General features: G+C 71.8%; 23 protein-coding genes. 10 read left to right on the top strand and 13 right to left on the bottom strand.

Going from position 1 to position 23,670, the window contains the following annotated elements:
* Positions 1 to 90 precede the first annotated feature (90 nt).
* From ACZ45E_RS30510 to mce, 5 genes are all read right to left on the bottom strand, one after another.
* A complete protein-coding gene (locus ACZ45E_RS30510; RefSeq protein WP_468226739.1) occupies positions 91 to 861 on the bottom strand; it encodes an ABC transporter permease in 771 nt (256 codons plus the stop codon).
* A gap of 1 nt (position 862) precedes the next feature.
* Entirely contained in the window at positions 863 to 1,810 is a 948-nt protein-coding gene (locus tag ACZ45E_RS30505) for an ABC transporter ATP-binding protein (RefSeq protein WP_468226737.1), read from the bottom strand.
* An 83-nt stretch (positions 1,811 to 1,893) separates the two neighbouring features.
* Positions 1,894 to 2,829 carry a cellulose-binding protein gene (locus tag ACZ45E_RS30500; RefSeq protein WP_468226734.1) on the bottom strand — a complete coding sequence of 312 codons (936 nt, stop codon included), beginning with the start codon at positions 2,827 to 2,829 and terminating at the stop codon, positions 1,894 to 1,896.
* Between the two features lie 183 nt (positions 2,830 to 3,012).
* Positions 3,013 to 6,999: a polarized growth protein Scy gene (gene scy / locus ACZ45E_RS30495; protein ID WP_468226732.1), complete on the bottom strand. Its 3,987-nt coding sequence runs from the start codon at positions 6,997 to 6,999 to the stop codon at positions 3,013 to 3,015.
* Positions 7,000 to 7,241: 242 nt separating this feature from the next.
* Positions 7,242 to 7,682, bottom strand: coding sequence for a methylmalonyl-CoA epimerase (gene mce / locus ACZ45E_RS30490; protein ID WP_468226730.1), 441 nt, complete (start codon positions 7,680 to 7,682; stop codon positions 7,242 to 7,244).
* Positions 7,683 to 7,820: 138 nt separating this feature from the next.
* Between mce and ACZ45E_RS30485 the strand changes: the two genes are divergently transcribed.
* The 3 genes from ACZ45E_RS30485 to ACZ45E_RS30475 all read left to right on the top strand — a co-directional run bounded on the left by ACZ45E_RS30485 (position 7,821) and on the right by ACZ45E_RS30475 (position 11,387).
* On the top strand, positions 7,821 to 9,023 hold the full coding sequence (locus ACZ45E_RS30485) for an acetyl-CoA C-acetyltransferase (RefSeq protein ID WP_468226727.1): 1,203 nt from the start codon (positions 7,821 to 7,823) through the stop codon (positions 9,021 to 9,023).
* 39 nt (positions 9,024 to 9,062) lie between these two features.
* Complete coding sequence (meaB, locus tag ACZ45E_RS30480; protein WP_468226725.1) at positions 9,063 to 10,019, top strand: methylmalonyl Co-A mutase-associated GTPase MeaB; 957 nt, start codon at positions 9,063 to 9,065, stop codon at positions 10,017 to 10,019.
* A 162-nt stretch (positions 10,020 to 10,181) separates the two neighbouring features.
* On the top strand, positions 10,182 to 11,387 hold the full coding sequence (locus ACZ45E_RS30475) for an MFS transporter (protein ID WP_468226722.1): 1,206 nt from the start codon (positions 10,182 to 10,184) through the stop codon (positions 11,385 to 11,387).
* A gap of 66 nt (positions 11,388 to 11,453) precedes the next feature.
* Here ACZ45E_RS30475 and ACZ45E_RS30470 read toward each other — a convergent pair whose 3' ends face one another.
* Positions 11,454 to 12,098 (bottom strand): PepSY domain-containing protein, encoded by a 645-nt coding sequence (locus ACZ45E_RS30470; RefSeq protein WP_468226719.1) that lies wholly within the window; start codon positions 12,096 to 12,098, stop codon positions 11,454 to 11,456.
* A gap of 137 nt (positions 12,099 to 12,235) precedes the next feature.
* Here ACZ45E_RS30470 and ACZ45E_RS30465 point away from each other — a divergent pair, with 137 nt between their 5' ends.
* Both ACZ45E_RS30465 and ACZ45E_RS30460 read left to right on the top strand, forming a co-directional pair.
* Positions 12,236 to 12,952 carry a response regulator transcription factor gene (locus ACZ45E_RS30465; protein ID WP_468226716.1) on the top strand — a complete coding sequence of 239 codons (717 nt, stop codon included), beginning with the start codon at positions 12,236 to 12,238 and terminating at the stop codon, positions 12,950 to 12,952.
* Entirely contained in the window at positions 12,949 to 14,382 is a 1,434-nt protein-coding gene (locus ACZ45E_RS30460) for a sensor histidine kinase (RefSeq protein WP_468226713.1), read from the top strand. The genes ACZ45E_RS30465 and ACZ45E_RS30460 overlap by 4 nt, the downstream gene beginning before the upstream one ends.
* Before the next feature lie 55 nt (positions 14,383 to 14,437).
* Here ACZ45E_RS30460 and ACZ45E_RS30455 read toward each other — a convergent pair whose 3' ends face one another.
* The 4 genes from ACZ45E_RS30455 to ACZ45E_RS30440 all read right to left on the bottom strand — a co-directional run bounded on the left by ACZ45E_RS30455 (position 14,438) and on the right by ACZ45E_RS30440 (position 17,115).
* Positions 14,438 to 14,914, bottom strand: a complete 477-nt coding sequence (locus tag ACZ45E_RS30455; protein ID WP_468226710.1) for a MarR family winged helix-turn-helix transcriptional regulator — start codon at positions 14,912 to 14,914, stop codon at positions 14,438 to 14,440.
* 128 nt (positions 14,915 to 15,042) lie between these two features.
* Entirely contained in the window at positions 15,043 to 15,819 is a 777-nt protein-coding gene (locus tag ACZ45E_RS30450; protein ID WP_468226707.1) for an AIM24 family protein, read from the bottom strand.
* Positions 15,816 to 16,484: an AIM24 family protein gene (locus tag ACZ45E_RS30445; RefSeq protein WP_468226704.1), complete on the bottom strand. Its 669-nt coding sequence runs from the start codon at positions 16,482 to 16,484 to the stop codon at positions 15,816 to 15,818. The genes ACZ45E_RS30450 and ACZ45E_RS30445 overlap by 4 nt, the downstream gene beginning before the upstream one ends.
* Positions 16,477 to 17,115 carry an AIM24 family protein gene (locus tag ACZ45E_RS30440; RefSeq protein WP_468226701.1) on the bottom strand — a complete coding sequence of 213 codons (639 nt, stop codon included), beginning with the start codon at positions 17,113 to 17,115 and terminating at the stop codon, positions 16,477 to 16,479. The genes ACZ45E_RS30445 and ACZ45E_RS30440 overlap by 8 nt, the downstream gene beginning before the upstream one ends.
* 127 nt (positions 17,116 to 17,242) lie before the next feature.
* Between ACZ45E_RS30440 and ACZ45E_RS30435 the strand changes: the two genes are divergently transcribed.
* The 4 genes from ACZ45E_RS30435 (at position 17,243) to ACZ45E_RS30420 (ending at position 19,109) form a co-directional block, all read left to right on the top strand.
* The gene (locus ACZ45E_RS30435) at positions 17,243 to 17,596 is read left to right on the top strand and encodes a DUF3817 domain-containing protein (protein WP_468226700.1); all 354 of its coding nucleotides are present in this window, start codon (positions 17,243 to 17,245) and stop codon (positions 17,594 to 17,596) included.
* Positions 17,593 to 17,889 (top strand): MTH1187 family thiamine-binding protein, encoded by a 297-nt coding sequence (locus ACZ45E_RS30430; protein WP_468226697.1) that lies wholly within the window; start codon positions 17,593 to 17,595, stop codon positions 17,887 to 17,889. The genes ACZ45E_RS30435 and ACZ45E_RS30430 overlap by 4 nt, the downstream gene beginning before the upstream one ends.
* A 78-nt stretch (positions 17,890 to 17,967) precedes the next feature.
* Positions 17,968 to 18,477 (top strand): MarR family winged helix-turn-helix transcriptional regulator, encoded by a 510-nt coding sequence (locus ACZ45E_RS30425; RefSeq protein WP_468226695.1) that lies wholly within the window; start codon positions 17,968 to 17,970, stop codon positions 18,475 to 18,477.
* Between the two features lie 221 nt (positions 18,478 to 18,698).
* Positions 18,699 to 19,109, top strand: a complete 411-nt coding sequence (locus ACZ45E_RS30420) for a hypothetical protein (protein WP_468226692.1) — start codon at positions 18,699 to 18,701, stop codon at positions 19,107 to 19,109.
* Positions 19,110 to 19,153: 44 nt separating this feature from the next.
* Here ACZ45E_RS30420 and ACZ45E_RS30415 read toward each other — a convergent pair whose 3' ends face one another.
* Entirely contained in the window at positions 19,154 to 19,495 is a 342-nt protein-coding gene (locus tag ACZ45E_RS30415) for a DUF3817 domain-containing protein (protein ID WP_468226690.1), read from the bottom strand.
* Positions 19,496 to 19,612: 117 nt separating this feature from the next.
* Between ACZ45E_RS30415 and ACZ45E_RS30410 the strand changes: the two genes are divergently transcribed.
* Complete coding sequence (locus ACZ45E_RS30410; RefSeq protein WP_468226990.1) at positions 19,613 to 21,313, top strand: acyl-CoA mutase large subunit family protein; 1,701 nt, start codon at positions 19,613 to 19,615, stop codon at positions 21,311 to 21,313.
* A 216-nt stretch (positions 21,314 to 21,529) separates the two neighbouring features.
* Here the strand turns inward: ACZ45E_RS30410 and ACZ45E_RS30405 are convergent, their stop codons facing one another.
* Together ACZ45E_RS30405 and ACZ45E_RS30400 are read right to left on the bottom strand one after the other, a co-directional pair.
* The gene (locus ACZ45E_RS30405; RefSeq protein ID WP_468226687.1) at positions 21,530 to 22,942 is read right to left on the bottom strand and encodes a sensor histidine kinase; all 1,413 of its coding nucleotides are present in this window, start codon (positions 22,940 to 22,942) and stop codon (positions 21,530 to 21,532) included.
* Positions 22,939 to 23,652, bottom strand: a complete 714-nt coding sequence (locus ACZ45E_RS30400) for a response regulator transcription factor (protein ID WP_468226685.1) — start codon at positions 23,650 to 23,652, stop codon at positions 22,939 to 22,941. The genes ACZ45E_RS30405 and ACZ45E_RS30400 overlap by 4 nt, the downstream gene beginning before the upstream one ends.
* Positions 23,653 to 23,670 lie beyond the last annotated feature (18 nt).

The raw sequence follows: 23,670 nt of genomic DNA, 5'->3' as shown, positions 1-23,670 counted from the left end.
GCGCACGCCCCCGTAAGGGTTAGGAGGATATCCGGGCGCTGACGGTTCCGGCCAAGAGTGGGTAAAGGGATCGGCGGGTCCTGCGGTGCGTCAGGCGTCACGCCTCTTCAACAGCGCGTAACCGATGAGCAGCGCGGCCGCCACCCACACGAGCAGGATCGCGAGCCCGCCCCAGGGCCCGTACGGGGAGTCGTCGTTCGGCGCCGTGACCACCTGCATGATCTTCAGGCCCGCCTGGTCGGGGAAGTACTGGGCCACCTTCTTGGTCGCAGAGACGCTGCCGAGGATGGGGGAGACCAGGAAGAAGAACGGCATGAGGATGCCGAGGGAGAGCATGGGGGAGCGGAGCATCGCCGCGACGCCCATGGAGAACATCGCCATCAGCGTCATGTAGACGGCGGCGCCGATGACCGCGCGCAGCACGTTCGGGGCGCCCAGGTCGGTCCGGTGGGCGCCGAGCATCAGCTGGCCGAGGAAGAACGCCGCGAAGCTCGTGACCAGCGCGGTGCCGAGCGCGAGCAGCGCGGCGACGGCGACCTTGGAGAAGAGGAACGTGGCGCGCTGCGGGACCGCGGCCAGCGAGGTGCGGATCATGCCCGTGCTGTACTCGCTCGCCACCACCAGGACACCGAAGACCACGAGGGCCAGCTGGCCGAGGCTGAGCCCGGAGAAGGCGGTGAAGGTCGGGTCGAAGGTCAGCTTGTCCTCGGTGGAGAGGTTCTTGTAGTCGTTCTTCGACAGGGCGCTGATCAGCATGCCGAGGCCGACGGAGACGATGACGGCGAGGCTGAGCGTGAGGGCCGTCGAGTTCACCGACCTGATCTTGGTCCACTCGGACCTGAGGACCTGGGCGACGGCCATCTCAGGCCCCCTTCCTGTTGGCGCCCCACTGGGGGCCTGCGGCCTGCGAATGCGCGTGGTACTCGACCGACTCGGCCGTCAGCCGCATGAACGCCTCCTCCAGCGAGGCCTGCTGCGGGCTGAGTTCGTGCAGGACGAGGTGGTGGCCCGCGGCCAGTTCACCGAGCTCCTCGGCACAGTGCCCGTCGACCTCCAGCGCGCCGTCGCCGGCCTCGACGGCCGGGATCCGGGCCTCGCGCAGCACGTCCAGGAGGCGCTCGCGCTGCGGCGAGCGGAGCCGTACGTACGCGCGTGAGTTCTGCCGGATGAAGTCGGCCATGGACGTGTCGGCGAGGAGGCGGCCCTGGCCGATGACCACCAGATGGTCGGCGGTGAGCGCCATCTCGCTCATCAGGTGCGAGGAGACGAAGACCGTACGGCCGGCCGTCGCGAGGGACTTCATCAGGTTGCGGATCCAGTGGATGCCCTCGGGGTCGAGCCCGTTGACCGGTTCGTCGAACATCAGGATCTGCGGGTCGCCGAGGAGCGCGCCCGCGATGCCGAGCCGCTGGCCCATACCGAGCGAGAACCCCTTGGCCTTCTTCTTGGCGACCGCCGTCAGGCCCACCGTGTCCAGGACCTCGTGCACCCGGCTCCGGGGAATCCCGTTCGACTGCGCCAGACAGAGGAGGTGGTTGTAGGCGTTACGGCCGCCGTGCATCGCCTTGGCGTCCAGGAGCGCACCGATGTGTTGAAGGGGGTTCCTCAGCTGGGCGTAGCGCTTGCCGTCGATACGGACCGTGCCGGCGGACGGGTTGTCGAGGCCGAGCATCATCCGCATCGTGGTCGACTTGCCCGCGCCGTTCGGCCCCAGAAAGCCCGTCACGATGCCCGGGCGCACGGAGAAGGTCAGGTTGTCGACGGCTGTCTTCTCGCCGTACCGCTTGGTCAGCCCCTCGAGCTCGATCATGCGGTCACGGTAGGACGGCCAAAAGCCCCCTGCCACTCAGAAGTGGCAGGGGGCTCCTCGCGTTCGTGCCGACGCGGCTCGCCTCAGCGGGACTGCTGCGCGGGCACGCCCCGGGAGATCGGCTCGTCCTCGGCCGGCGTACCGGCGGCGGCGACCGCGGCGCCCGTGAGCGTCGCCAGCATCTCGCGGACGTTCGTCAGCTGGGCGTTGATCGAGTCGCGACGGTTCGTCAGCGCCGCCAGCTCGCGCTCCGATTCGCTGCGGATACGGTCCGCCTTGGCGTTGGCGTCCGCCACGATGTCCTCGGCCTGACGCTGGGCCGTCTCCACCGTCTGACGGGCCCGGCGCTCGGCGTCGGTACGCAGCTTCTCGGCCTCCAGGCGCAGCTGCTCGGCCCGGTGCTCGATCTCCGCGAGGCGCTTCTCGGCCTTGGCCTGACGGGACGCCAGGTCACGCTCGGACTGCTCGCGCCGCTTGGCCAGGTTCGTCTCGAAGTCGGCGGCGGCCTGGGCGGCCTTGGCGCGGGTCTCCTCGAAGAGGGCGTCCGCCTCCTCGCGCTTCTGCTGCGCGTCCTTCTGGGCCTCGGAGCGCAGCGTGGTCGCCTCGCCCTTGGCCTTCTCGACGATCCGGACGCCCTCGTCCTCGGCCTTGGACTTGCGCTCGGCGGCGAACGACTCCGCGTCGTTGCGCACCTGCTGGGCCGCGGACTCGGCGAGCTCACGGTGCTGCTCGGCGGCCCGGCGGGCCTCCTCGCGCAGGTCCTTCGCCTCCTCCTCGGCGAGACGGAGGATCTTCTCGACGCGCGCGCCGAGGCCGGCGTACGACGGCTCGGCGTCGTTCACCTGCGCCTGGGCGTTCTGCGTCTCGAGGTGGAGCTCCTCGATGCGCTTTTCCAGAGCAGTGATTCGGGCCAGAGCGCTGTCACGGTCGGAGACGAGCTTCGAGATGCGTTCGTCCACCTGAGCGCGGTCGTACCCACGCCGCACAAGCTCGAAGCCGTAGGGGGAAGTGTCGCTCATGGGGTTCCTGTCGAATGAGACCGGTGAGGTGATAGAGGGAATCCTAGGGGTCCGGGCGGCGTGTCATCGAGCAGATGCCCGTTTGATCTGGAGAATGACACTCCTTTTGAGTGGCGTAACGGCGGAGTGCTTGCCAGATACCAGCTCGAAGACCCGTGCGAAGCACGGCAGTCCCCTTCCTGGCTAGCCCTCCGACCCCTTGCCACCCGAACGTGTGGCCCCCGCTGTGGCGCCCGCCTTGACGCCACCGTCCTTGCCCCCGTTGCCGGAGGGCGTCTCAAAGGATTCCAACGCCTCCAGCACGTCCTGGACACGGGAGATCTCGGCATTGATGTCCTCGCGGCGCCTGACCAGGACGTCGAGCTCGCGCCGGCCCTTTTCGACCATGGCCGTGGCCTCGGCTTCCGCGTCGGCCTTGATCTTTTCCGCCTCGCGCGTGAGCCCGGCCTTTTTCTGCTCGGCCTCCTTGAGCAGACCCTCGGCCTTCTTCACCGCGGCGATACGGACCTTACCGGCCTCCGAATTGGCGTCGTTGAGCAGCTCCTTGGCCTTGGCCTGCGCCTCGGCGAGCTGCTCCTCCGCCGCCTTGACCAGCGCGTCGCACCGCTCGCCCGCGTTCTTCATGGCCTCCGACGACTCGCGCCTAGCGTGCTCGTGCAACTCCTCGATCTCGGTCGTGATGCGCTCGCGCAGCTCTTCGGCGCGCTCCCTGATCTGCGTCGCGTCCCGGCGGGCGCCGACCAGCAGCTCGTCGGCGTCCGTACGGGCCTTCTCCACCCGCGCGTTGCCCTCGACGGTGCCCTCGGCGAGCAACCGCTCCGCCTCCCTGCGGGCCGCGCCGACCATCGAGTCGGCCTGCGCCTCGGCGTCGGCGGTCGTCTTCTGCGCCGCCTCCTGCGCCTCACGGAGCAACTTGTCGGCCTCCACGGTGGACTCCGTGATGAGGGTGTCGACCTGCTCCGCGGCCTCCGTGCGCCGCTTGTTGGCGTCCTTGCGGGCCTCGTCCAGGGTGCGCTCGGACTCCTCCCGCGCGGCCGTCGTCAGCCGCTCGGCCTCCGCCGCCGCGTCCGCCTTGACCCGCTCGGCCTCGGCCCGGATCCGCTCGGCGTGCTGCTGCGCGGAGCCGACCGTCTCGGCCGCCTCGGCGCGCAGCCGCTCCGCGTCGCCGGTCGCGTCCGAGATCAGCTTCTCGGCCTGGGCGACGGACTCGGCCCGCACCCGCTCCGCCTCGGCGTGCGTGTCGCTGGTCAACTGCTCGGCGGCGGCCGACGATTCGGCGCGCAGCCGCTCGGCCTCCGTGGCCGCGGCGGCGACGAGCTCCTCGGCCTTCGCGGCCGACTCGGCGCGCACGCGCTCCGCCTCCGCGTTCGTCTCGGTCGTCAGCCGCTCCGCCTCGGCGGCGGACTCGGTGATCAGGGTGTCGGCCTGCGCGGCCGCGTCGGACCGGATCCGGTTGGCGTCCTCGCGGGCGTCCGCACGCGTGCGGGAAGCATCCTGGTCGGCGGCCGCGCGCAGGTCCGAGACCTCCGTACGCACCCGCTGGGCGTGCTCGGACGCCTCCGTGCGCAGCCGCTCCGACTCGGCGATGGCGTCCGAGACGGTGCGCTCCGCAAGGGCCTTGGCGGCCTCCGACTCGGCGCTCGCCTCGCTGCGGACCCGGTTGGCGTCCTCGGTGGCGCGCTCGCGCTCCGCGTAGGCGTCGGAGCGGACCCGGTCGGCCTCCTCCTGCGCCTCCAGCTTCGTGCGCTCCGCCGCGTGCTCGGCGGCGCTGCGCAGCCCGGCGATCTCCTCCTGGGCCTGCTCCTGGAGCCCTGCCACGGAGTCGCGGACCTGCTGGGCGGTCTGCTCGGCGGCCGACACCATCTCGGTCGCCCGGCGGTCCGCCTCCTCGACGAGCCGGGCGGCCTCGGCCTGCGCCTCGTCGACGCGCGCCCGCGCCACCGCGAGCAGCTCCTCGCTCTGCTCGCGGGCCCGCTCGCGCTCCTGGTCGGCCTCCTGGCGCGCGCTGCCGAGCGTCTCCTCGGCCTCGCGGCGGCGGCGTCCCGCCTCCTCCTGCGCGGCGGCCAGCGTCTCGGCGGCCTCCGTGGCGATCCGCTCCGCCGCGTTCTGCGCCTCGGAACGGATGCGGTCGGCGGACTCCTGCGCCTCCGTCTTGAGCCGCTCCGCCTCGGCGGCCGCCTCCGACCGCAGCCGTACCGCGACGTTCTCCGCCTCGGCGCGGGCCGTCGAGGCGTCCGCGGCGGCCTCCGTGCGCAGCCGCTCGGCCTCGGTCTCGGCCTGCGCCTGCAACGTCCGTACGCGCTCGGCCGCCTCGGACCTGAGGCGCTCGCTCTCGTCGGCCGCCTCCTTGCGCAGCCGGTCGGCCTCGGCGCGCGCGTCGTCCAGCGCGGTCTCGGCCGCGGTCAGCCGCTCCTCGGCCTCGGTGTGCAGCCGGGTCAGCTCGCGGGCCGCCTCGTCCTGCCGGGCGCTCATGGCCTGTTCGGTCTCGTCCTTCAGGGCCTGCGCGGCGCGCTCCGCCTCGGACCGGACGGACTCCGCCTGCTCCTCGGCCTCGGCGCGGTACCGCTCGGCCTCCGCGCGCGTGCGCTCCAGCGTCTCCTCGGCCTGCGTGCGCAGGGACGTGGCCCGCTCGATGGCCTCGGTGCGCACCCGCTCGCTCTCGGCGGTCGCCGCGGTCCGCAGCTCGTCCCCGTCCGCGCGCGCCTTGGACAGCAGCTCCTCGGCGGTCCTGGCCGCCTCCTCGATCTGCTGGACGGCCTCGCGGCGGGCCTCGGACCGGATCCGGTCGCCCTCCTCGACGGCCTCGGCGCGCAGCTGCTCGGCCTCGCCGCGCAGCCGCCGCGCCTCCTCCTGGAGCTCGACGGTCTTGGCGCGGTACTCCTTGGTGTCGTCCTTCGCGGTGCCCTTGAGCTGCTCGGCGATGTCGTGCGCCTCGGCGCGCAGCCGGTCCGCCTCCGCCTCGGCCTCGGCGCGGATCCGCTCGGCCTCCTCGGTGGCGGCCTTCGTCGTCGACTTCGCATCCTCGGACGCCTTGTTCAGCACGTCCTCGGCGGTCCTGGCGGCCTTCGCGAGCTGCCCCGCGGTCTCCTCCGCCGTGACCGTACGGGCCTTCTCCTGGGCCTCCGCGATCAGCTGCTCGGCCTCGGCGCGCGCGGTGGCGACGAGCTGCTCGGCCTCCGACTTGGTGGCCTCGGCCTCCTTGGTGGCCTCCGCGACGAGGCGGGCCACCTGCTCCTTGGCCGTACGCGTGCGCTGCTCGTTGGCCGACTCGGCGCCCGAGAGCTGCTTGGCCGCGGCCTCCTTGGCCTCGCTGAGCACCTTCTCGGCCTCGGCGCGGGCCTCGCGCAGCGCGGTGTCGGCCTCGCTGATGCGCTGCTCGGCGGCGCGGCTCAGCTCGGTGGCCTGGCGGCGGGCGGCGTCCGACTCGGCCGTCGTCGTCGACCGCAGCTGCTCGGCGTGGTCGGTGGCCTCCTGCGCCTGCGTCGACGCCGCGTTCAGCAGCCGCTCGGCGTCCTGCCGGGCGCGGGCCAGGATCGCCTGCGCCTGGGCGCTCGCGTTCTCCGCCTCGTCGTTCAGCCTGCGGCGGGCTTCCGCGGCGACCCGCTCGGCCTCGGCGCGGGCGGCGGCCAGCGCCTGGTCCGCCTCGGAGCGTGAGTCGTCGAGGAGGCGCCGGGCCTGCTGCTCGGTGCGGGCGCGCAGCTGCTCGGCCCACTGCACGTTCTCGTTGACGTGGGTCTCGACGGTGCGGCGGCGCTCGGCCAGCTCCTGGTCGAGCTGCTGGCGCCGGCTGACCGCCTCGGCGTGCAGCTCCGCCTGGAGCCGCGACTGCTGCTCCGCGTGCTCCTGGAGGATGCGCTGCGTCTGCGCGCGGGCCTCCCGCAGCTCGCGCTCGGCATCGGCACGCAACTGCTCGGCCTGGATCTGGGCATTGCGAAGCAGCTGCTCGGCCTGGTAGCCGATGTCCGCCCCGTCATAGGCAGGCCGGGTCGCGAGGCTGCGCCGCGCCTCGTGCAGCTTGGCGCGCAACACCTCCACCTGGTAGCCCAGGTCCTCGGCGTGCTGGACGGCCTTCTCCCGCTCGGTCTTCAGCCGGTCCATCTCGGCTTCGAACCGCGAGAGATGGTCGGTCTCAGCCGGCTTGTGGCCGCCTTGGCTCTCGTAGCCCCGCACTGCGCGGTCCCATCCGTCCCCTGGTCGCAAGTACTTCCTTACGAGCCCCGTCCGTCCGCCGAACGGGGGCTCCCGGGGAATGGTGTCAGATCAAGAACGGCGGCGCCCCGGGCTTGCTCTCGGCCAGCCCGACTGCTCCGACCCTCGTCCCCCGATACCCGGACCCCGGCCCACGGCTGTCCCGTCGTCCCGTGTGCACGCGACAGCCGCCCCCCAACCCTACCGGCCCAAGTATGTGGAGGTCAGTGCTCCGCCGTCTCCCCGGGGGCGGCGGTGACGAGTTCGGTCAGTACTCCGTGGCAGTCCTTGGGGTGCAGGAACGTGATGCGCGACCCCATCGACCCCCGGCGCGGCTCGTCGTACAGAACGCGTACTCCCTTGTCCCTGATGTCTGCCGCGTCCGCGTCGACATCCGCCGTGCCGAAGGCGATGTGGTGCACCCCCTCACCGTTCTTGGCCAGCCATTTGCCCACCGCGGAGTCCTCGCGGGTGGGTTCGAGGAGCTGGAGGTAGGAGGCGCCACCGTCGCTCGTCTCGTTGATCTTGAGCATGGCCTCGCGCACGCCCTGCTCCTCGTTGACCTCGGTGTGGAACACCTCGAAGCCGTACGTGGCCCGGTAGAACTCGACGGTCGCGTCGAGGTCGTGGCAGGCGATCCCGATGTGGTCGATTCGCGTCAGCATGGGGTAAGTGCAGCGCGGTTCGCGGCGGTTACGCAACGTGCGCGCGATCACACTTGCCGGGCGATGACGTGCGGCTTACCGCTCAGTACATTCGGGTAAACCCTCGTTCACTCCTCATCCCTCAAGGGGCCGTGCCTCATGTCTGGAACGACCGGTACCACCTCAGTGATCGTCGCGGGCGCGCGGACGCCCATGGGCCGTCTGCTCGGCTCGCTGAAGTCCTTCTCCGGCGCGGATCTCGGTGGATTCGCGATCAAGGCCGCCCTCGACCGTGCGGGTATCGGTGGCGACCAGGTGCAGTACGTGATCATGGGCCAGGTGCTCCAGGCCGGGGCGGGGCAGATCCCGGCACGCCAGGCCGCGGTCAAGGCGGGCATCCCGATGAACGTCCCGGCGCTCACGATCAACAAGGTCTGCCTGTCGGGTCTGGACGCGATCGCGCTGGCCGACCAGCTGATCCGCGCCGGTGAGTTCGACATCGTGGTCGCCGGCGGCCAGGAGTCCATGACCAACGCCCCGCACCTGCTGCCCAAGTCCCGCGAGGGCTACAAGTACGGCGCCGTCGAGATGCTCGACGCGATGGCGCACGACGGGCTGACGGACTCCTTCGAGAACATCCCCATGGGCGCCTCGACGGAGAAGCACAACACCCGCCTCGGCATCGCCCGCCCCGAGCAGGACGAGATCGCCGCCCTCTCCCACCAGCGGGCCGCCGCCGCGCAGAAGAACGGCCTGTACGAGGCCGAGATCACGCCCGTCGAGATCCCGCAGCGCAAGGGCGACCCGGTCCTGTTCAGCAAGGACGAGGGCATCCGCGCCGAGACCACGGCGGAGTCGCTCGGCAAGCTGCGCCCCGCCTTCGCCAAGGACGGCACGATCACCGCCGGGTCGGCGTCGCAGATCTCGGACGGCGCCGCCGCCGTGGTCGTCATGAGCAAGACCAAGGCGCAGGAGCTCGGCCTGGAGTGGATCGCCGAGATCGGCGCCCACGGCAATGTGGCGGGGCCGGACAACTCGCTCCAGTCGCAGCCGTCGAACGCGATCCGGCACGCCCTGAAGAAGGAGGGCCTGGAGGTCGCCGATCTTGACCTGATCGAGATCAACGAGGCGTTCGCGGCCGTCGCGGTGCAGTCGATGAAGGACCTCGGAGTCTCCTCGGAGAAGGTGAACGTCAACGGCGGCGCGATCGCCCTGGGACACCCCATCGGCATGTCCGGCGCCCGTATCGTGCTGCACCTCGCCCTGGAGCTGAAGCGGCGCGGCGGCGGGGTCGGCGCGGCCGCGCTCTGCGGCGGCGGCGGTCAGGGCGACGCGCTGGTCGTGCGGGTGCCCAAGGCGTAACCGAGCTTGTCCGTACGTGCCTGAGTGAACGGAGCTGTGATGCAGGACGTCCCCACGCTGGTCGCCCAGGCGAGAGAGGGCAGGCCGCGCGCCGTGGCCCGGCTGATCTCGCTGGTGGAGGGGGCGTCCCCGCAGCTGCGTGAAGTCATGGCCGCACTCGCCCCGCTCTCCGGGAACGCGTACGTGGTCGGACTCACAGGATCGCCCGGCGTCGGCAAGTCCACGTCGACATCGGCGCTGGTCAGCGCGTACCGAAGGATCGGCAGGCGGGTCGGTGTCCTGGCCGTGGACCCGTCCTCGCCGTTCAGCGGCGGCGCACTCCTCGGCGACCGGGTCCGGATGTCCGATCACGCCTCCGACCCGGGCGTCTACATCCGCTCGATGGCCACCCGCGGGCACCTCGGCGGACTCGCCTGGGCCGCGCCCCAGGCGATCCGCGTCCTGGACGCCGCCGGCTGCGACGTCGTCCTGGTGGAGACCGTCGGCGTGGGCCAGTCCGAGGTCGAGATCGCCTCGCAGGCCGATACGAGCGTCGTACTGCTCGCCCCCGGCATGGGCGACGGCATCCAGGCCGCCAAGGCCGGGATCCTGGAGATCGGTGACGTGTACGTGGTCAACAAGGCCGACCGGGACGGCGCCGACGCCACCGCGCGCGAGCTGAACCACATGCTCGGCCTCGGCGAGGCGCGGGCCCCCGGCGACTGGCGCCCGCCGATCGTGAAGACCGTCGCGGCGCGCGGCGAGGGCATCGACGAGGTCGTCGAGGCGCTGGAGAAGCACCGGGCGTGGATGGAGGAGCGCGGGGTGCTTCTCCAGCGCCGGGCGGCGCGGGCCGCCCGCGAGGTCGAGACGATCGCGGTGACCGCCCTGCGGGAGCGGATCGGCGACCTCTCCGGCGACCGCAGGCTCGGCGCACTGGCCGAGCGGATCGTCGCCGGGGAGCTTGACCCCTACCGTGCCGCGGACGAACTCGTCGAGGGACTCACCGGGAACTGAACGGAACCGAACCGGGCTGAACCGAGCCGAGCCGGTTTCCGCTGTGCCCTTCTGTGGTCCCTGAGCCACTGCTAACGTGTCCGCATGACTTTCCTCCGTGCATAGAACTCCGGTGCGTCGACGCCCCGTTGAGTTCTCACCCGTGCCCGGAGGAAATCCATCATGTACGCCGCTGTCCTGCGGACCCCGTATGCCCTGCGCACCTTTGGCGCCGCCCTGCTCGGACGGCTGTCGTACGGGACCGTCTCCCTCTCCCTGATGCTCGCGGTCAAGGCCGCCACCGGCTCCTACGCCGTCGCCGGCACCGTCATGGCGGTCTTCGGCGCCGCCAGTGTCTTCCTGTCGCCGCTGCGCGCCCTGTTCATCGACCGGTACGGGCCGCGCCGCGCGCTGACCCCGATGGCCCTCGGCTACGCGGCCCTGCTCGGCGTGCTCGCCGCCCTGACCTGGCGGACCGGGGCGCCAGGGTGGCTGCTCGTCGCGGTGGCCCTGTGCGCCGGGGCCGCGACGCCGCCGCTGGGTCCGACGATGCGTACCGTCTGGTCTCAACTGCTGCCCGACCGCAGGCTGTTGCAGCGCGCCTACAGCCTCGACGGGGTCGCCGAGGAGCTGCTCTTCGTGTCCGGGCCGCTGCTCGTGGGCGTGCTCGTGCTGTTCGCGCCCGCCGCGCTCGGTGTCGCCCTGAGCGCCGGGCTCGTCGCGGTGGGCACGCTGGTCTTCGTGGCCTCACCCATGGTCGGGGCGGTGGTCCCGGCCGGTCCGCGGCGCCGGGAGCGGACCCGGGTCGTGGGCCGGATCGGGCGCCCCGTGCTCGTGACGCTCGGGGTCGGCATCGCGCTCGGCGCGGCCGATCTGCTCGTGCTGGCCTTCGCCGAGGAGAGCGGGCGGGCCGACGCGGCGGCCTGGGTGCTGGCGGCCCTGTCGGCCGGCAGCGCGGTGGGCGGCCTCGTCAACGGCGCCGTCGACTGGCGGATCCCCGCCCGCAGGCGGCTGACCCTGCTGGCCTTCGGTCTCGCGGCCGCCCTGGGGGGCGCGGCCCTCGCCCCCGGGCTGCTCGTCCTCGCGGTGGCGGCGGCGGTCGTGGGCCTGTTCGTCGCGCCGGCTCTGACGACCGCCTACCTCATCGCGGACGAGGCGGTGGACCCGGGCCTGCGTACCCAGGCGGGCGCCTGGGTCAACACCGCCGTGAACGCGGGGAGTTCGGCCGGCACCGCCGGTGTGGGGCTCCTGGTGGGCCGGCTCCCGCTGTCCGTCTGCTTCGCGGTGGCGGCGACGGCCCCGCTGCTGGCGGGGCTGGTCACGATGGTGCGGCGGGCACCGAAGCCGCTGCCCGCCACCGCCACCGCCTCCAGACCCTCCGGCGTCTGAGGGGCGGGGGCCGGGACCAGGCCCCCGTGACCCGCGCGCCGGCTCGGGGCGGGCGCCCCGGGCGGGTCAGTCGTCGTCGCCGTCGTCACCCTCGTCGTCCGCGGAGTGGTCCACCGTCACCGCGCCCGACCGGAGGTCCACGTGCCAGTCCTGCTGCTTCCCGTTGGCCGAGACCGTCTCGGCCTCCCAGGTCGTGACCGAGCCGTCGTCGTCCGCGTCCACCGAGGTCACCGTCCCCTTGGCGGCCGCGGCGCGGGCCGCGTCCTCGGCGGAGGTCGACGTGCCCTTCAGCGCGGCGGCGACGCGGGCCGCTTCGGCGGCGTCGTCGGAGTCGGCCTTCTCGACGTGCGAGCCGAGCACCTTGCCCGTGCCGGGGTCGACATCGACGTGGTGCCAGGTCCTGCCGCCGCTGATGACGTCGATCTCCCAGACCAGGCGGCCGTCGTCGGAGTCGAGATCGGCGCCCGACGCCGTGCCCGGTGTGTGCTTCAGGGCGGCGGCGATCGCGCCCTCGGCCCTGACCTTCGCGCCCTTCACCTCGTTGGCGTTCTCCTGCGCGTCGCTGACACCGTCGTCCTTGACCCGCACGCTCGACTGCGGGCCCGACGAGTCCGACGGCGCGCTGTCGGCGACGGCCACCGTGGTGGCGGTGCCCGCGCCCAGCAGAGCGACGGCGGCGATGGCGGAGACAACGGTCGTACGGCGCTTCATGAGGTGCTCCAGTTCGTCGTCCGGTGGAGTGCACCGGTCGGGTCCTTGCGACAGGAACCAATCTGCCCGAGCGATCCTGAAGCCCCGCTGAAGGAGCCTGAAGAGGTCTTCAGGTTCGGCCTGAGACCCTGGCTCACATGCCCCCACCCGTCTCCCACCACCACCCCGCCCTAGGCGCTGCGCGCCACCCCTCTCGAATCCTGATCGTCGAGGACGAGAAGCGGCTCGCCCTGTCGCTGGCCAAGGGGCTCACCGCCGAGGGGTACACCGTCGACGCGGTCCACGACGGACTCGAAGGGCTGCACCGCGCGACCGAGGGAACGTACGACCTGGTCGTCCTCGACATCATGCTGCCCGGCATGAACGGCTACCGCGTCTGCGCCGCCCTGCGCGCCGCGGGCCACGACGTGCCGATCCTGATGCTCACCGCGAAGGACGGCGAGTACGACGAGGCCGAGGGGCTCGACACGGGCGCCGACGACTACCTGACCAAGCCCTTCTCGTACGTCGTCCTCGTCGCCCGGGTGAAGGCGCTGCTGCGGCGCCGGGGCAGCGCCTCGCCGCTGCACACCGTGGGGCCGTACGAGGTGGACACCGCGGCCCGCCGGGTCACCCACGCCGAGCACGGTGAAGTCGCCCTGACCGCCAAGGAGTTCTCCGTCCTGGAGCACCTGGTGCTGCGGGCCGGCGAGGTCGTCTCCAAGGGCGACATCCTCGAACACGTCTGGGACTTCGCCTACGAGGGCGATCCGAACATCGTCGAGGTCTACGTCAGCGCCCTGCGCCGCAAGCTCGACGCCTCCCTCATCCACACCGTGCGCGGCGCCGGTTACCGGCTGGAGCTTCCCCGGTGAGGCGGGTCCTCGGCTCGGTGCGGGCGCGCGCGGCGCTCGCCGCCACCCTCGTCGTCGCGGTCGCCCTGGTCGCGGCCGGTACCGCCGTACTGCTCGCGCTGCGCACCAACCTCACCGAACAGGCGGGCAGCGCCGCCGACTCGGGCGCGCGCCGCGTCGCCACGGCCCTGGCCACCGGGGCCGCCCCCGACACCCTGGACCTGGACGACGAGGACCAGCCGGTGCAGGTCCTCGACGAGGACGGGAGGCTGCTGGCCGCCTCCGACGACCTGGAACGGATCGCCGGGGCCGGCACGAGCGCGGTCGAGCCCGTCGAGGCCGCGGCCGGCGACGAGGACGGGGGCGACGACGGGGCGGGGCGCGGCAAGGTCTCCGATTCCACCGGGTACAGCGGGGGCAGTGCGACCGTCGACGGCGAGAGCGCCGACTACCGGTTCGCCGCGGTCGAGGTGGAGGACACCGCGTACGGCGAGCTGACCGTGTACGCGGGCGCCCCGCTCTCGGCCGAACAGGGCGCCGTCTCCACGGCGTTGACCGCCATGCTGATCGGGTTCCCGGTGCTGCTCGTCGTCGTGGGCGGCGTCACCTGGCTGGTGACCCGGCGCGCGCTGCGGCCGGTCGAGGGCATCCGCGCCGAGATGGCCGCCGTCACCGCGTCCCAGGACCTGGCGCGCCGGGTGCCAGAGCCGGAGACCCATGACGAGGTGGCGCGGCTCGCGCGGACGACGAACGAGACGCTCGCGGCTCTGGAGGACTCCGTCGAGCGGCAGCGCCGGTTCGTCGCGGACGCCTCGCACGAGCTGCGCAGCCCCATCGCGAGTCTGCGCACCCAGCTCGAAGTCGGCGCCGCGCACCCGGAGTTGCTCGATGTGGAGGGCGCCGTCGAGGACACCGTACGGCTCCAGGAACTGGCCGCCGATCTGCTTCTGCTGGCCCGTCTCGACGCGGGGGAGAAGCCGGGCGGCGCGCAGGTCGACCTCGCCGCCCTGGTCCGCGAGGAGCTGTCCCAGCGGACCGGCGACCGTCTCCCGGTCGCCGTGGAGCTCCGAGGCGGGGCCCAAGTCACCGGGTCCCGTGGCCAGTTGGCGCGGGTGCTCGGAAATCTGGTGGACAACGCGCAGCGGCACGCCCGTACCGGCGTCCGGGTCACGCTGGCCCCGCGCGACGCTTCGGGGCGCTGGGTGGTCATCGGGGTCGCCGACGATGGGGACGGCGTACCGGAGGGTGAGCGGGAGCGGATCTTCGAGCGGTTCGTACGGCTCGACGACGCACGCTCCCGGGACGGCGGCGGGGCCGGTCTCGGCCTCGCCATCGCCCGGGATGTGGCCGTGCGGCACGGCGGCACGCTGACCGTGCGCGCCGCGCCCGGCGGCGGAGCCCTGTTCGAACTCGGGCTGCCTGTTGATCAGTTGGGGAAAACGGTGCGTTAGAAGGGGGTCACGGAGAAGGTCGGCGTTCCTCCGTGACCCAGGGGATTCGCAGCTGTCACGGTTTGCCGCGCTGCGAACGCAGATGGTCGGCGATGGGTGCGAGGGCCTTCTCCAGGTTGCCCAGATCCTCCGGCGGGACGAGGTCGACGAAGTGCTGGCGCACGGACGCCACATGGTGCGGGGCGACCTTCTGCATGGTCTCCAGGCCGAAGTCGGTCAGCACGGTGTAGAGGCCGCGCCGGTCCGACTCGCAGTTCTCGCGGCGCACCAGGCCCGCGTTCTCCATGCGGGTGATCTGGTGCGAGAGCCGGCTCTTCGACTGCAGGGTCGCCGCAGCCAGGTCGCTCATCCGCATCCGGTGGTCATCGGCCTCGGAGAGGTTCACCAGGATCTCGTAGTCGTTCATCGTCAGGCCGAAGGGCTGGAGATCCTTCTCCAGCTGGTAGTTGAGCAGCCTGTTGACCTCCAGGTGGGTGCGCCAGGCGCACTGTTCCGCGTCGGTCAGCCACTGCGGGGCCGTTTCGGTCTCCATGGAATCGATTCTACCTAAGAAGTTGAAAGGTGAACGAATGTGGGGGTTGTGACGCCTCCCACCCCCCGTGTTCAAGGACCGCACGGAAAGGGGTCACGCGTTCGACGTCACACTCCGCAGACTACCGCTCACAGCCCGAAGCGACGCTGGAGGTCTCCCAGCTGTCCGGGAAGACGCGGTGCCGGTGGCTGACCTGCGCCCGCACCCGGACCGCCGCCGGGGACGCCCGCCTGGTGAGGCACGTCACCCGTCATCCGCTCCGGCATCAGCGCCTCGCTCGACTGGAGCAGCACCGTCCCGGCGCCGACGAACTCGAACTGGTGCTCCTCGCCGGAGACCCCGCCGACGCCCGTCATCGCACGTAGACCGCCGATCACGCCGGTCAGATACGCGTGGTCGTAGTGGTGGCACGGCGAAGGACAGTCCGCCCAGCCGACCAGGGCCTGCGGGTCGACGCGGACGGGCGGTTCCATGAAGACCACGGGCCCGTTGGAGGCCGCCACGAATTTGCCGGTGCCAATGAGCGTCAGGAAGCCCGGCACGATCGACTGCTTCAGCGCGAGAGTTGGCTGAAAAGCAAGCAGATTGCCCGCTCGGATGGTCAGATTGCCGTCATCCAGGTCGTACGAGTTCACGTCGAAGGCCCGGTCCGCGAGGAGCATCTTGCCGCTGCCCTCCGCCACCACCCAGTCGCTCGCGTGCAACGGCGAGTGGAACGAGGTGCGCACGAGCCGGTCGAGCCGGCCGTGCCCGATGCCGTTGAACTCCATCCGCCCGTAGTAGGCGATCATCTTGCCCTTCTGCAGGAACCACTGACTGCTCTTGAGCTCCACACAGAAGGTGTACGCGTTCACGTTGTCGTCGACCGGCAACGTCAGGGGGTCGAAGACCACAGGGCCGCTCACAGCTTCTCCTCCGACGCCTGGACGTACACCGCGCCGCTCCCGCTGAGCTCCAGCTGGAACGCCTCGCCGCTGCCGCGGCCCACCATGTCCCGCCAGCCGAGGGCCGTGGACAGCTTGTTGCGCACGTCCCCGTGGTGGGCGACGTACGCCTGCGGATCGACGTGCACCGGGCTCTGCGGCGTGATCGGCACCTCAATGACGCCGCCGTGCGCCATCACCGCCACGGACCCCTGGCCCTTGAGCGTCGTCGTGAACAGCCCCTGCCCGCTGACCTGCCCGCGGACCATGCCCATGACGCCGCCCTGCGCGCCCATGAACATCGTCCCCTGCTGGAGCGAGCCGTCGAAGGCGAGCAGCCGGTCCGCCTCCACGTACAAGGTGTCGCCCGACAACGTGATCACCTGCACGTGATGCCCGCCGTGCCCGAACAGCACGGTCCCGCTGCCCTCCACGGTCATCAGCGGCGTCGCCTCATTGGCCACCCGCCGGCCGAGCATGGACATCACCCCGCCCTGCCCGCCCTGCACGTTGGGGGTGAAGGAGACGTCCCCCTTGTACGCGAGCATCGCGCCGCGCTGGCTGTAGAGGCGCTGCCCGGGCAGTACGGTCGCCTCGATCATCTTCGAGTTGATCTCACGGAAGTTCGACGGTGGCATCTCACACATCCCCGGCGATCGTGTTGCGCTCACTGGGCTGTACGTAGACGAGCCCGTCGCCCTCGAACCGGATCTGGAACGCCTCGCCGCCGCCCTCCCCGAAGAACGTACGGAAGGTGACGCCCGACTGGAACGTCTGGTGCAGGCTGCCCTGGTGCGCGATGTACGCGCCCGGGTCGACGGTCAGCGGGTGCTCGCGGCTGACCCGGAGCGCCACGGCGGGGCCGTCGCTCATGATCGCGGCCTGCCCGTGCCCCTCCACGGTCGTGGTGAACAGCCCGTTGCCCTGCGAGGCGCCGCGCATCCCGGTGAAGCTCGTGCCGGTGCGCAGCGCGGCGTCCGTGCACAGCAGATTGCTCGACTCGACGAAGAGCTTGTCGCCGCGCAGCTCCACCAGGTTGATCTCACTGGCCCGGTCCGCGAACCAGCAGGTCCCCTGCCCCTTCACCTCCATCACCACCATCTGCTCACCGGTGATGCGGCGCGTCACCATCCCGCGTATCCCCTCACCGCCGCCGCTGAGCTTCTTGAACGCCATCCGGCCGTCGTACGCGACCATCGATCCGTTCTTCGCCTTCACACTGTCGCCCGTCATGGAGACGGCGAGCATCTTGCTGCCCTGGAGCCGGAACGTTGCCACGGACCGAAGGTAACCGCCCCGGGGAGCCCGCCGACAGGCCCCGAGGGCGGCGATGCCACAATGAGGAACGCTTGTGCGCAGGTTCACAAGATCAACGCCCGCCCGCCGCTTCTGCCGAAGGTGCCCCGTGGACATCAAGACCGCCTCCGCCCTCCGCCGCCTCCGTCTGGTCTCCGCGCCGGAGGCCGTCTCCTTCCTCCTGCTGCTCGTCTGCTCGGTGCTGAAGCGGACGACCGAGTTCAACGCGGTGCCGGTGATGGGCGCGGTCCACGGCATCCTCTTCGTGCTCTACGTGGTCTTCTGGCTGGACGCCTGGAACCGTACGAAGTGGAGCTTCGGCCGGGCGGCCCTCTACTTCGTCCTCTCCGTCCTGCCGACCGGCGGCTTCTTCGCCGAGCGCAAGCTCAAGCGCGAGGCCGACCACGCGGTCAGCACGGTGATCGCCGCCCGCGCCCGCCAGGAAGGGATCGTCAACGCATGATCGTCGCCTTCTCCGTCACCCCGCTCGGCGTCGGCGAGGACGTGGGGGAGTACGTGGCCGACGCGATCCGCGTGGTCCGCGACTCCGGTCTGCCGAACCGCACCGACGCGATGTTCACCTCCGTCGAGGGCGAGTGGGACGAGGTCATGGACGTCGTCGGGCGCGCCGTCGCGGCGGTCGAGGCGCGGGCGCCCCGGGTGTCGCTGGTGCTGAAGGCCGACATCCGGCCCGGCGTCACCGACGGCCTGACGTCGAAGGTGGCGACGGTCGAGCGGCACCTTGCCGACGGCTGAACGGACTCCCGGCGCGGCCGACCGGCCAAAGAGCGAGACGGGGCTGACCACCATGTGACCGGCCGGTAAGGTCGAAGCGTGCCGAAGCCGCTCAGTCTTGCCTTCGATCCGATCGCCCGCGCCGACGAACTCTGGAAGCAGCGCTGGGGGTCCGTGCCCTCCATGGGCGCGATCACCTCGATCATGCGCGCGCACCAGATCCTCCTCGGCGAGGTCGACGCCGTCGTCAAGCCCTACGGACTGACCTTCGCGCGCTACGAGGCGCTGGTGCTGCTCACGTTCTCCAAGGCGGGCGAGCTGCCCATGTCGAAGATCGGCGAGCGCCTCATGGTGCACCCGACCTCGGTGACGAACACCGTCGACCGGCTGGTGAGGTCGGGCCTGGTCGACAAGCGCCCCAACCCCAACGACGGCCGCGGCACGCTGGCCACCATCACCGAAAAGGGCCGCGAGGTCGTCGAATCGGCGACGCGCGACTTGATGGCGATGGACTTCGGCCTCGGGGTCTACGACGCGGAGGAGTGCGCGGAGATCTTCGCGATGCTGCGACCGCTGCGGGTCGCGGCGCGCGACTTCGACGAAGAATGACAGCGCGCGTGGCGCGAGTGTGCGCTCCCACCTACAGGTGAACCCCCTGCCCTCCCGGCCCGCAGGAACGTTGGCCCTCCAGGAGCCCGTGGAACGCTCGGGGTCGGCTGTCGCCCGGCAGCCGGTAGCGACGTACCTCGCAGGGGGACACTTTGGTCGGCATTCCGCGTTTCGCGCGCCGTGCTCTCACCGCTGGAACCGCAGCCTTGATCGCGGCGGCCGTGACTCTGGGAGGAGCGGGCGCGGCGCAGGCCAGTGCCACCGGGACCACGGCGGTCGGCACCTTCAGCTATGACATGCACGGCGTCGGCGTCAAGGTCCCCGTCGGGTGTTTCCTGACCCACACCATCAAGGGGTCCGGGAGGCACATCAGAACCGAGTTCGCGGGGGTGGACTGCATCGGCCTGGCCGCCACGTTCTCCAAGTTCTGCAACTGGAGGATGGACTTCACGTACGCCGACACGAACGGGCGGACGTACCGGTCCTCGCGTGGCAGGACGCACAACGAGTGCAAGGGAGACCCGTTGCGCAGCAACGCGCCGCAGACCCTGCCGAAGTACGGCAAGGCGTGCGCGCGGTTCTACGTCAACGGCCGGCAGCGCGCGGCGCAGTGCCACTCCATCGTGCGGTGAGGTAGCAGAACAGCGCTATGGTCCGGCCGTCGGACGCCCGGCGGTCAGGCCGTGGCGGGACGGTGAGCGCTGTCCTTGCGGACGAGAGGCTCGACCTCGCGCGTCACCTTGCGCTCCACGAAGAACGCCGCGGTGGGAATCGTGCCCGCCAGAAGGACCCAGCCCATCCGGGCCAGGGGCATCTTGGCCTTCGTGCAGACGTCGAACGCGCACACCAGGTAGATGACGTAGAGCCATCCGTGAGCGATGCCCACCACCGTCACGAACGGGCCGAAGCCGTCCAGATGCAGCAGCCGCTTGCCGATGACACCCAAGGTCAGCAGGACGAGCAGAACAGCGGTGACATAGGCCATCACTCGGTAACGGGTCAGGACGCTCTTCTTCATGCGAACGAGACTAACCGGTCGCCTCGGACTCGCTGTCCCGGGTGCTGTCTCGCCGGTATGGCCGTCGCCCATCGACATTTACTAGGACGTCCAAGTAAATTGGTCGGCATGGGAAGCATGGACGCTGACGCCATCGCAGAGGGCCGCCGTCGCTGGCAGGCCCGGTACGACTCCGCACGGAAGCGGGACGCCGACTTCACGACGCTCTCCGGGGATCCGGTCGAGCCGGTCTACGGGCCCCGGCCCGGGGACACGTACGAGGGGTTCGAGCGTATCGGCTGGCCCGGGGAGTACCCGTTCACGCGCGGCCTGCATCCGACCGGGTACCGGGGGCGCACCTGGACCATCCGCCAGTTCGCCGGGTTCGGCAACGCCGAGCAGACCAACGAGCGGTACAAGATGATCATGGCGGCGGGCGGCGGCGGGCTCTCCGTCGCCTTCGACATGCCCACGCTGATGGGGCGCGACTCCGACGACCCGCGCTCGCTCGGCGAGGTCGGGCACTGCGGCGTCGCCATCGACTCGGCCGCCGACATGGAGATCCTCTTCCAGGGCATCCCGCTCGGCGAGGTCACGACGTCGATGACGATCAGCGGCCCGGCCGTCCCCGTCTTCTGCATGTACCTGGTCGCCGCCGAGCGGCAGGGCGTCGACCCGGCCGTCCTCAACGGCACGCTCCAGACCGACATCTTCAAGGAGTACATCGCGCAGAAGGAGTGGCTCTTCCAGCCCGAGCCGCATCTGCGCCTGATCGGCGACCTGATGGAGCACTGCGCCACCGCCATCCCCGCGTACAAACCGCTCTCGGTCTCCGGTTACCACATCCGCGAGGCGGGCTCCACGGCCGCGCAGGAGCTGGCGTACACCCTCGCCGACGGGTTCGGATACGTCGAGCTGGGCCTCGCGCGCGGCCTCGACGTGGACGTCTTCGCGCCTGGCCTCAGTTTCTTCTTCGATGCGCACCTCGACTTCTTCGAGGAGATCGCCAAGTTCCGCGCGGCCCGCAGGATCTGGGCCCGCTGGATGCGCGACATCTACGGGGCGCGGACCGACAAGGCGCAGTGGCTGCGCTTCCACACCCAGACCGCCGGTGTCTCGCTGACCGCCCAGCAGCCGTACAACAACGTCGTACGGACCGCGGTCGAGGCCCTCGCCGCCGTGCTCGGCGGCACCAACTCCCTGCACACCAACGCCCTCGACGAGACCCTCGCCCTGCCCAGCGAGCAGGCCGCCGAGATCGCGCTGCGCACGCAACAGGTGCTGATGGAGGAGACCGGCGTCGCCAACGTCGCGGACCCGCTGGGCGGTGCCTGGTACGTGGAGCAGCTCACGGACCGGATCGAGGCCGACGCGGAGAAGATCTTCGACCAGATCAAGGAGCGCGGGCTGCGGGCGCACCCCGACGGGCAGCACCCCATCGGCCCGGTCACCTCCGGCATCCTGCGCGGCATCGAGGACGGCTGGTTCACCGGCGAGATCGCCGAGTCCGCCTTCCAGTACCAGAAGTCGCTGGAGAAGGGCGACAAGCGGGTCGTGGGTGTCAACGTCCACCACGGCTCCGTCACCGGCGACCTGGAGATCCTGCGGGTCAGCCACGAGGTGGAGCGCGACCAGGTGCGGGCCCTCGCCGACCGGAAGGCGGCCCGGGACGACGCCGCGGTGCGCGCCGCGCTGGAGCGGATGCTGGGCGCGGCCCGGGACGGTTCCAACATGATCGCCCCGATGCTCGACGCGGTGCGCGCGGAGGCGACGCTGGGCGAGATCTGCGGGGTGCTCCGCGAGGAGTGGGGCGTGTATACGGAGCCGGCCGGGTTCTAGTCCGGGGGGCGGGCGATCCGCGCCGCGGGGGTCCGTGGTGCGGGTGTCCGTGGTGCGTGGGCGGCCTTCCGCCCGGTGGGGTTTCTCGCGCGGTTCCCCGCGCCCCCAGGGGCCGCGGCGAGCCGCACGCCCCAGGAGTGCGGGGGGACTCGCGATCAGCCCCCGCCGGGCCGCAGACGCAAGCCGACCCAACCCCGCGCCCCTGGGAGGGGCGCGTCACAGCGATCGGACCGCGTCGGCCGGGAACGTCACGCGGAACAGCGCCCCGCCCCCCGGCGCCTGTTCCGCCGTCAGCTCCGATCCGTGCGCCCGCGCGATCTGCCGGGCCATCGCCAGGCCGAGCCCCGAACCGGGCAGCGCGCGGGACGCCTCGGCCCGGTAGAAGCGGTCGAAGACATAGGGGAGGTCCTGGGCGGCGATGCCCGGGCCGTGGTCCCGGACCGTGATGTCCCGCGCCGACAGCGTCACCTCGACGGGGGCGCCGCCCGGCGGGGTGAACTTGGCGGCGTTGCCGAGCAGGTTCGCCAGGAGCCGGGAGAGCCGGGACGGCACGCCGGGCAGCGTGACCTGCGCCGCCTCCGGCAGCACCGTGAGCCGGAACGCGACCTGCGGCCAGTGGGCGTGCGCCGCCTCCACCGCGTGCGTCACCAGCGGGGCCAGCGCGACCTCCTCGACCAGCGGGCGCGGCTCCTCGTCGCGGGCCAGCTCGATCAAGTCGTTGACCAGGGACGTCACCTCATGGATCTGACGGCCCAGCGCGGCCGAGGCCCGGTCGCGCTGCGCGGGCGTCAGCCGCTCGGCCCTGGCCAGCAGCTCGGCGTTGGTGCGCAGGGCCGTCAGCGGCGTACGCAGTTCGTGGGAGGCGTCCGCGACGAGACGGCGGCGAGCCGTCACCGAGTCCTCCAGCTCACCCAGCATCGTGTTGAACGAGGCGGCCAGCCGCGTCACCTCGTCCCGCCGCCCCGGCGGCAGATCGATCCGCGTACGGGCGTCGCGCGTCGCCGCGATGCGCTCCGCCGTCGCCGTCAGCCGGGCGACCGGCGCGAGACCCCGCCGCGCCACCCAGTACCCGCCCGCCGCCGCGACCGCGACCCCCGCCGCGCTGATCGCGGCCAGCAGCGCCGTCGCCTGCCGCAGCCCCTTCGCCGTCGTGTCCGAGCGCAGCGCCACCTGAAGGGCCTGGTCCGCGCCCCCGGCCGGGTACGGCGTCGTCAGCATCCGCACCCGATGCCCCTGGAGGGCGAGGTCCGTGTAGTACGGGGCGCGCGTGCCCGCCGCGACCGCGCGCGTGGCGCCGGTGACCGGCAGCAGGTACGGCGGCCCGGGATCGTCCGCCGGGTCGGCGGGCACGAGCTGGGCGCAGGCCGGCGCCGCCAGGTAGCGGCACTCACCGGCCAGCACGCCCGGCGGCTCGCCCCGGTTCTGCCGCGTGGCCAGCGTCGCCGCCTGCGTGAGCTGCAGATCGAGCTGGTGGCCGAGCTCGTAGCGGATCACCGCGTACGAGGCCGCGCACACGCCCACCGTGATCAGCGCGACCGTGCCGCAGGCGAGCAGCGCGAGCCGGGTGCGCAGCGGCGTACGGTCCTTGATCCGGGCCCGGCTCCCGCCCCGGCCGCGGCCCCGGCTCACGGTGTGCCGAGCCGGTAGCCGACACCGTGGACCGTGTGCACCAGACGCGGTTCCCCGGGGCCCTCCAACTTCCGCCGCAGATACCCCACGTACACGGCGAGGGAGTTGGAGTCGGGCCCGAAGTCCCGGCCCCACACCGCCTCCTGGATCAGCTCGCGCGGCAGCACCTGCCCGGCGTTGCGCACCAGGACCTCCAGGAGGGCGAACTCCGTGCGGCTGAACTCCAGGGCCCGGCCGCCGCGCCGGCCCGTACGCGTCTGCGGGTCGAGGGTCAGGTCCCCGTGGGCGAGCGTGCCCGGCGAGTCGTCCGGCAGCGGATCGGGGGCCGCCCGCCGCAGCAGCGCCCGCACCCGCGCCGCCAGCTCGTCCAGCGCGAACGGCTTCACCAGATAGTCGTCCGCGCCCGCGTCCAGACCGTCCACCCGCTCGCTCACCGAGTCCAGCGCGGTGAGGACGAGCACCGGCGTGCGGTCCCCCACGGCCCGCATCCGGCGGCACACCGCGAGCCCGTCCAGGACCGGCATCATCACGTCGAGCACCACCGCGTCCGGTTCCCAGCGGGCCAGCGCGCTCAGCGCCCGCTGACCGTCCGGCGCGGACGCCACCCGGTAGCCCTCCACCGTCAGCGCGTCCTCGACGGCCGAACGGACCTCCGGGTCGTCGTCCACGACCAGGATCCGGGACGCGCCGTGCGCGCTCGCTGTTGTCATGGCACAAAGGCTGCCAAA

The sequence above is a fragment of the Streptomyces sp. NPDC030991 genome (assembly GCF_055571235.1).
Note: the sequence above shows the minus strand (reverse complement) of the source record. Positions and strands in the feature narration are given on the sequence as shown.